Annotated in this window: 7 protein-coding genes; 3 read left to right on the forward strand and 4 right to left on the reverse strand. The window is 67.9% G+C overall.

Annotated features, from left to right (window positions below):
* Nucleotides 1-3 precede the first annotated feature (3 nt).
* The 4 genes from AB3X43_RS08530 to AB3X43_RS08545 form a co-directional block, all read right to left on the reverse strand.
* Nucleotides 4-2,274 (reverse strand): molybdopterin-dependent oxidoreductase, encoded by a 2,271-nt coding sequence (locus AB3X43_RS08530; RefSeq protein WP_369429416.1) that lies wholly within the window; start codon nt 2,272-2,274, stop codon nt 4-6.
* Between the two features lie 101 nt (nt 2,275-2,375).
* The gene (locus AB3X43_RS08535; RefSeq protein ID WP_369429417.1) at nt 2,376-3,275 is read right to left on the reverse strand and encodes a DUF2145 domain-containing protein; all 900 of its coding nucleotides are present in this window, start codon (nt 3,273-3,275) and stop codon (nt 2,376-2,378) included.
* Entirely contained in the window at nt 3,272-3,736 is a 465-nt protein-coding gene (locus AB3X43_RS08540) for a hypothetical protein (protein ID WP_369429418.1), read from the reverse strand. The genes AB3X43_RS08535 and AB3X43_RS08540 overlap by 4 nt, the downstream gene beginning before the upstream one ends.
* A 52-nt stretch (nt 3,737-3,788) precedes the next feature.
* Nucleotides 3,789-5,381 carry a 3,4-dehydroadipyl-CoA semialdehyde dehydrogenase gene (locus AB3X43_RS08545; RefSeq protein WP_369429419.1) on the reverse strand — a complete coding sequence of 531 codons (1,593 nt, stop codon included), beginning with the start codon at nt 5,379-5,381 and terminating at the stop codon, nt 3,789-3,791.
* Nucleotides 5,382-5,520: 139 nt separating this feature from the next.
* Between AB3X43_RS08545 and AB3X43_RS08550 the strand changes: the two genes are divergently transcribed.
* From AB3X43_RS08550 to AB3X43_RS08560, 3 genes are all read left to right on the forward strand, one after another.
* Entirely contained in the window at nt 5,521-7,251 is a 1,731-nt protein-coding gene (locus tag AB3X43_RS08550; RefSeq protein ID WP_369429420.1) for a methyl-accepting chemotaxis protein, read from the forward strand.
* A gap of 160 nt (nt 7,252-7,411) precedes the next feature.
* Nucleotides 7,412-8,626 carry a 3-hydroxybenzoate 6-monooxygenase gene (locus tag AB3X43_RS08555; RefSeq protein WP_369429421.1) on the forward strand — a complete coding sequence of 405 codons (1,215 nt, stop codon included), beginning with the start codon at nt 7,412-7,414 and terminating at the stop codon, nt 8,624-8,626.
* Nucleotides 8,627-8,669: 43 nt separating this feature from the next.
* A partial coding sequence (locus tag AB3X43_RS08560) for a cupin domain-containing protein (protein ID WP_369429422.1) occupies nt 8,670-9,285 on the forward strand: 616 nt, incomplete at its 3' end.

Consider the following 9,285-nt stretch of genomic DNA (forward strand, 5'->3'; position numbering starts at 1 on the left):
CCGTCACCTGATCGCGGGCAGCGCCTCCAGCAGGATCGCCACCCCGGACAGCACCGCGTTGCCCGACAGCGGATCGCGCAGCCGCTCGTCCAGCACCGCGTTGAGGTTCGCGCCCGGACGCTCGGCTGCGACAGGCAGCCGGGTGCCCGGCAGGTCATGCCCCCAGCCGTGCGGCAGGCAGACAACGCCCGGCATCACGCTGTCATCGACATGGATCTGCACGGTGATGTGACACCGCGCATCGTCCGCTCTCAGGACACGTGCCGACGCGCCATCCACCAGCCCGATGCGGGCCGCATCGACCGGATGCACTTGCGCTGCACCGCGGAATGGCCCCTTCGCCAGCGTCGGCAGGTTGTGCATCCACGAGTTGTTCGAGCGCACGTCGCGCCGGCCGATGACCACGAGCGGCGGCGCGGGTTCGTGCAGCGCGGCCAGTGCACGCGGCAAGTCGCCGAGCAGCAACGGCGGCGCCAGGTCGACCCGGCCGCTCGGCGTGCGCAGCACTTCCGGCAAACGCGGCGCCAGCGCACCGAGATCGAGTCCGGACGGTGCGTCCAGCAACGCCGCCAGCCGCACGCCGCCCGGCCTGCGCCCGAAATCGTCGCCATGCGGCCCGGCGCGCAGCGCCAGGTCCAGCCGCCGCTCCGGCCCGCGCCAGCGCGAGGCATCGGCCAGGGCAGCGTCCGCGCGGTCGCCAGCGAAACGCTCGGCGTCCTGCCGCGCCAGCCGGTCGTCCAGCGCGGCCACATCGACCACACCGCCTGGTCCGCGTCCCTGCGCCATTTCGCTCAGGCGCAGCACGATCTCCCATTCGGCGGGCTGCCCCGAGTCGGCCAGTCCGACCGGCGGGCTGTAGCGCGCATGGTTGCGCAGCGAAAGCTGCGCGAAGGCGATGTCGAAATGTCCGTCCTCCAGCGGCGAGCGCCCGGGCAGGATGACGTTGGCGTGGCGGGTCGTCTCGTTCAGGTAGATGTCCACGCTGACCATGAAGTCGAGCGTGTCCAGCGCAGCCGCCAGCCGCGGGCTGCCGGGTGCGGAGAGCACCGGATTGGACGCGACCGTGATCAGTGCCTTCACGGCGGGCTGATCGGGTGATGTGGCGGGTGTCTCGATTTCCTCGGCCAGACAGGTGATCGGCCACTCCCCCAGCACTTCGGGTGCACCGCTCACACGGCTGTGGTGGCGCCCGGTGGTCACGCCGCGACCAGTGCCCGGCGTTCCCATCGTGTTCGCCGCCAGCGCAGCGGCTTTCGGGAACATCACGCCGCCCTGCGCGTCCAGCCGCCCGGTCAGCACGTTGAGCACATCGATCAACCACGCCGACAGCGTGCCGAAGGTCTGCCCATTGGTGCCGATCCGGCCGTAGACCGCAGCCCGCGGTGCGGCGGCCAGCGCGCGCGCCAGCCGGCGGATCGTCTCGGCTGGAACAGCGCAGCGTTCGGCCACCGCCTCCGGTGCGAAGGGCGCCACCGCCAGCCGGACCGCCTCGACATCGGCCGCATCCACCACGGGCGCCGCCGCGCCGAGCCGCACGCGGTCTTCCTCGAACAGCGTGTGCACCATCGCGGCGAGCAGGAACCCGTCCGCGCCGGGGCGGATCGGCAGGTGCTCGTCGGCCACCCGCGCGGTCTCGGTCCGCCGCGGATCGACCACGACCAGCCGCCCGCCGCGCTGGCGCAGCGCCTTGGCCCGACCGCGGAAATCCGGCACCGTCCACATGCTGCCGTTGCTCGCCATCGGATTGGCACCGATCACCAGCAGCCAGTCGGTGCGGTCGATGTCAGGCACCGGCACGCTGAACCAGTGGCCGTACAGCAGTCCGCAGGCGAGCTGCCGCGGCATCTGGTCGAGCGTGGAAGCCGAGTAGACGTGTCTGGTACCGAGCGCCTTCACCAGCGTCGGCACCGCCAGCGTCAGCCCGACTTTGTGCACGATCGGATTGCCAAGCGTGATGCCGACCGCACCACGACCATGGCGCGCCTGCACGTCACCGAGGCCGCGGGCAATTTCGGCGAACGCCTCGTCCCAGGTTGCTGGCACGTGCTGGCCACCGCGGCGGATCAGCGGCTGGCGCAGCCGGTCCGGATCGTCGTGCAGGTCCTTCAGCGCTATCGCTTTCGGGCACAGGTAGCCGCGGCTGAACGGATCGGCCTCGTCGCCACGGATGGTGGCGATGTGCTCGGCTCCCTGCGCGTCACGGTCGATGTCGAGGACCAGGCCACAGCAGGCCTCGCACAGCGGACAGATTCGGTGGGCGGTGCGGTGGGACATGGGGGCTCTCCGGCGGGCGGTCGACCCGGCGGATTCTGAACGCCACCAGACGCGACAGGCGTCCCGCAGGCGTCATGTCAGGGCCGCCTGTCTGCTGGCGCTCAGTCCAGTGCGACGACGGTGTCGCCATCGCCGGGCTCGCAGGCCTCGCCGATGGGCGTCCAGCCGGGATGGATGACCACGCGCGCCCCTGTGTGGCAGACCTCGATGCGCGTGGCGCCCGGGACGGTGGCCTGCACGAACGCCTCGATCGACACCGGCATGCTGACCCGGTAGCGGGCCTGTTGCAGGTCGTCCGCCGGGTGGTCGTCGTTGTGGAGCCACGGGCTGAAGGCGCTGAACCACAGCAGCGGCGCGAAACCGAGGTCGATGACCCGTGGGGCATATCCCTGCGTCTGCAACCATTGCTGCGCCGCGGTGCGGTCGGCCTCCACCAGGCCGCCGCGGGCCGTGGCGAACAGCTCGATGGCCCACTGGTTGCAGTTCTGGTAACGCTGCCCCCAGGCGTAGGCATTGGCGCTGTAGGCCGTGCCGAGCAGCGCCAGCGCTTGCCGGGTGTCGAGCACGGTCCGCTCCAGTGCATCGGCGTCGTTCTGCGGCAGGAACACCAGCGACAGCGCGCCACGGGCCGGGTCGTCGGTGCCGAACAGGAAGCCCGACAGGCCCTGGTCGAACAGACGCGGCCGGCCTTCGTCGCAGGCGTAGTAGAGCTGGCGCACCGACCACGGGCCGTTGGCACTCTCGCGCAGTGTGAAACCGGCGTGGGAATAGCGCAGGCCGAGGCGGTCCAGGTTCAATCCCGAGCGCGAGACCAGCGCCACCCGCTGCCCGCTGCGGGTGAGTTCGGCCTTGACGATGGCGCTGACGCGCAGGAGGCGGTCCTGCTGTGCGGCGGTGAGGGTGCCGGGACGGTCGCACAGGCGCGGCAGCTCCGCCTGCGCACAGAGCGGCACCGCGGCGGCGACCAGGGCGAGCAACGCCAGGCCGACCGCGTTCCTCACAGCGTCACGGGATGCGATGCCAGTTCGCGGTACCACTCGTCGTGCAGCACCAGGAAAAACGGCGCGTGCGCATCGGTGCGGGCGAATTCGATGCCGTAGGCGCGCTGGCGGGTGCGCACCTGCTGACCGGTGGCCAGCTGTGCCTGTTCGAACGTCAGGCGCGGCAGGTACAGCGCGAACTCGGTGTTCTCTGCCACCGTCACGCCCTGCAGCGTCAGGCGCACGAGCCCCGGTCGGTCCGCAGCCTCGGCGATGTCGATCACGCGGTAGTCGCCATCGGCCACGTCATGGCCTGGCGACGAGCTGTTGCTGGACTTGCCGATCGAGGTGGACAGGCTGCCGACCGCGCTCGACGCGCTGTCGGACGCAGACGACGCCGCCGTGCTGGCCGCATGCACAGGCAGGGCCGCCACACCGAACAGCAGGGCAAAGGCGATCAGATGGCGAGGGAACAAGGACATCGCAGGCTCCTGGTGGCGCCTGGTGGCGCCTGGACAAGGCGCCGATTGTGGCTCAGTGCGTCGCCTGCACGCTCCCGAGCACCGCGGCACTGCCCTGCACTGCAGCACGCCGATGGTAGAAATTCAGCGCCCGCAGCCCGCCCAGTTCCTCGCCACCGCCGGCCCGACCGGGGCCACCGTGCAGCGACTGGGGCATCACATTGCCATGGCCGCTCTGCAGGGCCGCGACTTCAGGCGTGATCACATGGACGCGGCCGTGGCTGGCGGCGAGGTCGAGTGCGGTATCGGCCAGCGCACTGGCCGACTCGGCACCGTCTTCGCCATACAGCGAGCAGACGAGCGAGCCTTCTCCGCGCGCCACCAGCGCCCGGGCGTGGGCTGCATCCCGGTAGGGCAGCAGTGTGGCGACCGGACCGAACACCTCGGTGGTGTGGACAATCGCGTTGCCATCGGCGTTGCGCGTGCCGAGCAGCACCGGGGCGATGCACGCGGCGATGGCCGGATCGGCGTCGATCAGCGCCGTGCTCCGGCCGTCGAACAGGGTGTCGGTGTGGGCCTGCAGGGCAGCCAGCCCGTCCTGCACGCTGCGCAGCTGGGCGCGGCTGACGAGCGAGCCCATGCGCACCGCCTCGTTGCGCGGGTTGCCCACGGTGGTCTTGGCCAGACGCGTGCCGATGGCTTCTGCAACGGCGCCATAAAGCGCTTCGGGTACGACAATGCGGCGGATGGCGGTGCACTTCTGGCCCGACTTGACCGTCATCTCGCGGACGACTTCCTTCACCAGCAGATCGAACGCGGCGCTGCCGGGCGCTGCGTCCTGCATCAGCACGGCCGCGTTGACGCTGTCCGCCTCGATGTTCACACGCACCGAGCGCTCCGCGACGGCCGGGTGACGCCGCAGCAGTGCGGCGGTGTCTGCCGAGCCGGTGAACGACAGCACGTCGAACGGCCGCAATGCGTCAAGCAGTCCGGCCGAGCTGCCGCAGACGATGTTCAGTGCGCCGGGCGGCAGGATGCCCGCCTCGACCACGTCGCGCACCATGCGCTGCGTCAGCCAGGCGGTCGAGGTGCCCGGTTTCACTACCACCGGCACGCCCGACAGCAGCGCCGGTGCCGCCTTTTCCCACAGGCCCCACGACGGGAAATTGAAGGCATTGATGAACAGCGCCAAGCCCTGGGCAGGCACCTGCACATGCTGGCTGCCGAAGGCTCCGCCCTTGGCCAGTGGTGTCACGGCGCCATCCAGCAGGGTGTGTCGGTCGCCCAGCGTGTCGCCCAGCTTGGCGTAGGTGCCGATCGTGTAGATCGCACCGTCGATGTCCACTGCAGAGTCGTTCTTGACCGTGCCGCTGTTGGCGGTGGCGATGGCGTAGTAGGCGTCGCGGTTGGTCTGCAGCACCTGGACGATGGCGCCAAGCAGCCCGGCGCGTTCGCGGTAGGTCAGAGCGCGCAGCGCGCCACCGCCGACGCGGCGGGTGTGCTCGAACCCGCCGGGCAGGTCCAGCCCTGTCGCGTCCACACGGACCAGCTCCGTGCCGAGAACCGGATCGAACAGTGGCGTGGCATCGCCCGTGCCGGCCGTCCAGCAGCCGCCAAGGTGGTTGTGAAGCAGTTCAGTGGAGCAAGAGGGTGTGATGGCAGTCATTTGTGCATGATATTGCATTAATTTTATTGAATGCAAGACAACTTGCATAAAAATGCATCATACAGAGGGTTTCGTATTGAATCGCATCAAGTTTGCGGCGATTACGTCGATATCCATGCAGTGCTGACAAGGACATGCCATGCCCCATCTGAACAACAAGATTGCCCATCGACTGGGCGGTGTACTGGGTCTGCTATTGCTGACAATGCTGGCCATCGTCGGCATGGCGCTGTGGCAGATGGGTGTCATGCGCACACTCGGTGCGGACGTGTCGAACAACTGGCTTCCCAGTGTCGAGACGGTGAACCAGATGAGTACCAGCACCTCCGATTTCCGCGTGGCCGAGTTCCAGCATGTACTGAACACGGACGATCGCAGAATGGCCGCCATCGAAAAGGTCATGGCGAAGGTGCAGGCGGAATTCGACGCACAGCACCAGCGCTATGTCGCGCTGATCAGCAGTGCGGAGGAACGCAAGCTCCACGACACGTTCGAGGCTGAATGGAAACGCTACCTGCAACTCCATGAGCAAGTCTTGGTGCTGTCGCGAAAAAACGAGAATGCCCAAGCCAAGGACCTGCTGGAAGGAGAGGCACAGCAGTCGTTCGAGACCATGAGCAAGGTGATGGACCAACTCGTCGACATGAACCAGTCCGGTGCCAAGTCTGCGGCCAAGGCAAGCGAGGCGGCCTATGCCACGGCACGCAATGCCATGGCCATCGCGACAGCCCTGGGCTTGGCAATGGCCGTGGCCGCGGGCGTGTGGCTGATGCGGTCCATCACCGGACCGCTGCAGCAGGCACTCCAGGCGGCGAACCGTGTGGCGGATGGCGATTTGTCTTGCGTGGTGGAGCACCAGTCCCAGGACGAATCCGGGCAAGTGCTGCAAGCCTTGCAGCAGATGCAGACCAGTCTGGAAGTGGTGGTGACCAAGGTGCGCAACAACGCGGACAGCGTCGCAACGGCCAGCCAGCAGATTGCCCATGCCAGTCTGGACCTGTCTTCGCGTACCGAAGAGCAGGCCAGTGCCCTGGAAGAAACTTCGGCGACCATGGAGGAGCTGGCATCGACCGTGCGCGCCAATACCGAAAACGCACAGCAGGCCGACCAACTGGCCCGCAGTGCCTCGGCCATCGCTGCGCAGGGTGGCGAGGTGGTGGGCAAGGTCGTCACCACGATGCAGAACATCAACGCCAGCTCGCGCAAGATCAGCGACATCATCGGTGTGATCGACGGCATTGCGTTCCAGACCAATATCCTCGCCTTGAATGCTGCTGTCGAAGCGGCCCGCGCTGGCGAGCAAGGTCGCGGATTTGCAGTCGTGGCATCCGAGGTCCGCAGTCTGGCGCAGCGCAGCGCCGAGGCGGCCAAGGAGATCAAGACCCTCATCAGCCGCAGCGTCGAGCAGGTCGCGCACGGCACCGATCTGGTGGACCAGGCCGGCAAGACCATGGGCGAGATCGTCGGATCGATCCGGCGCGTCAGCGACATCGTCACCGAAATCACCACCGCCACGCAGGAACAGAGTCTGGGCATCCAGCAAGTCGGTCAGGCCATCAGCCAGCTCGACCAGACGACCCAGCAGAACGCCGCCATGGTGGAAGAGAGTGCGGCTGCCGCCGAGACACTCAAGGACCAGGCCATGCAACTGGTGCAGACCGTGGCGGTGTTCAAACTGTCGTCGCAAAGCGCCGTGGCAACACGTCCTTCGACCCTGCCGGCCAGCCCGCGCCAGCAGCACTCCCGCGTGGCAGTCCCGCCTGCGCGCACGGCCTTCAAATCCGCACCAGTGGTCCAGGCGGCAGTCAGAATCCCGTCGAGTACGCCGGTCGCCGCGGAACAGGCCAGCGACGATTGGGCGAAGTTCTGACGTTGCGGGCGTACACCACTGCAGACTGCACTTGCGTGAGGTGAAGCCTTCGGGTTTTCACGGATTCAGGCCCCAGGGATTTTGGAACTACACTAATCATCAGCATGCTTATGATTTAGATGCCAAATAAACCCGATGGACAACGCAGGAGCGCAGGCAGATGGACAACGCAACGAACAACCCGGTCCCGGTCGTTCTGGTGGCGGGCGGTGGCATCGGCGGACTGGCCGCAGCGCTGGCCCTGGTGCGCCAGGGGTTCCGGGTCACGGTGCTGGAGCAGTCGCCCGAGATCGGTGAGATCGGCGCCGGCATCCAGCTCGGCCCGAACGCTTTTCATGCCTTCGACGCGCTGGGCATCGGCGAGAAGGCCCGCGGGCGCGCCGTCTACACCGACTGCATGGTCATGCACGATGCCATCGATGCCTGCCAGATTGGCCGGATCCCCACGGGAGAAGCGTTCCGCCAGCGGTTCGGCAATCCGTATGCCGTGATCCACCGTGCAGACGTGCACCTGTCGCTGCTCGAAGGTGCGCAGAAAACTGGGCTGGTGGACTTCCACACATCGACCCGCGTCGAACGCATCGTGCAGGACGCCGATGGCGTGACCGTATCCGACCAGCACGGCAAGACCTTCCGCGGCACCGCGCTGATCGGCGCGGACGGCGTCAAGTCGGTGGTGCGCCAGCAGTACGTGGGGGATCCCGCGCGGGTCACCGGCCACGTCGTCTACCGTGCAGTCGTGGAGAAGAAGGACTTCCCCGAGGAGCTGCAGTGGAATGCCGCCAGCATCTGGGTCGGCCCGAACTGCCACCTCGTCCACTACCCGCTGCGCGGCGGCGAGCAGTACAACGTCGTCGTCACCTTCCACAGTCGCGAGCAGGAAACGTGGGGGGTGCGCGAGGGCAGCAAGGAAGAGGTGCAGAGCTACTTCCAGGGCATCTGCCCGCAGGCCCGTCAGCTGATCGACCTGCCAAAATCGTGGAAACGCTGGGCGACCGCCGACCGCGAACCGATCGGCCAGTGGAGCTTCGGCCGCGTCACGCTGCTGGGCGATGCGGCACACCCGACCACGCAGTACATGGCCCAGGGCGCGTGCATGGCCATGGAAGACGCGGTGACGCTCGGCGAAGCCCTGCGCACCTGCGGCAACGACTGGACGCAGGCGCTCGACCTCTACCAGCGTGCCCGCATCACCCGGACCGCGCGCATCGTGCTGTCCAGCCGCGAGATGGGACGGATCTACCACGCCAAGGGTGTCGAGCGGCTGGTGCGCAACGACCTGTGGCGCGGGCGCACGCCTGAGCGCTTCTACGACGCGATGGAGTGGCTGTATGGCTGGAACGCCGGCAACTGCCTCGATGCGGCCCGGCACTGAGCGCCACACACCGAAGAACACCGGAACACCAGGAGAAAACAACATGGAAGACGCCCCTCTCGCCCGCCTCGAAGACCTGCCGCCGGCGTACGTGCAGTCGCTGCGCGACAAGAACCTCGTGCCGCTGTGGCCCAGTCTGCGCGGTGTGCTGCCGCCCAAGGTGCCCACACGCCAGACCCAGCCCATCCACTGGGCTTATGCCGACATCAAGCCGCTGCTGCTGCAGGCCGGCGAGCTGACGCCGATCGAGAAGGCCGAGCGCCGGGTGCTCGTGCTCGCCAATCCGGGACACACGCTGGAAAAGATGCAGGCCAGCGCCGCGATCTACCTCGGCATGCAGCTGCTGCTGCCGGGCGAATGGGCGCCATCGCACCGCCACACGCCCAACGCGGTGCGCATGGTGGTCGAAGGCGAGGGCGCCTGGACGACGGTGGACGGCGAGCGCTGCCCCATGTCACGCGGCGACCTGATCCTCACGCCGACCGGCCTGTGGCACGAACACGGCCACGATGGCGACGCACCGGTGGTGTGGCTGGATGTGCTGGACCTGCCGCTGGTCTACTACATGGAGGCCAGCTACCACCTCAACGGCGGACGGCAGGCGGTCAAGCCCGGCCGTGGCGACCGCGCCTACCAGCGCGCTGGCCTGGTGCCGACGC

Origin of the sequence: Sphaerotilus sp., assembly GCF_041083715.1 — a bacterium.
In the GTDB taxonomy this organism is placed as follows: Bacteria; Pseudomonadota; Gammaproteobacteria; order Burkholderiales; family Burkholderiaceae_C; genus Sphaerotilus.

Bases quoted from the DNA above. Each gene is read 5' to 3' on its own strand.
- AB3X43_RS08545 (WP_369429419.1), bottom strand. From the start codon at position 5,381: ATGACTGCCATCACACCCTCTTGCTCCACTGAACTGCTTCACAACCAC.
- AB3X43_RS08530 (WP_369429416.1), bottom strand. From the start codon at position 2,274: ATGTCCCACCGCACCGCCCACCGAATCTGTCCGCTGTGCGAGGCCTGC.
- AB3X43_RS08555 (WP_369429421.1), top strand. From the start codon at position 7,412: ATGGACAACGCAACGAACAACCCGGTCCCGGTCGTTCTGGTGGCGGGC.
- AB3X43_RS08550 (WP_369429420.1), top strand. From the start codon at position 5,521: ATGCCCCATCTGAACAACAAGATTGCCCATCGACTGGGCGGTGTACTG.
- AB3X43_RS08540 (WP_369429418.1), bottom strand. From the start codon at position 3,736: ATGTCCTTGTTCCCTCGCCATCTGATCGCCTTTGCCCTGCTGTTCGGT.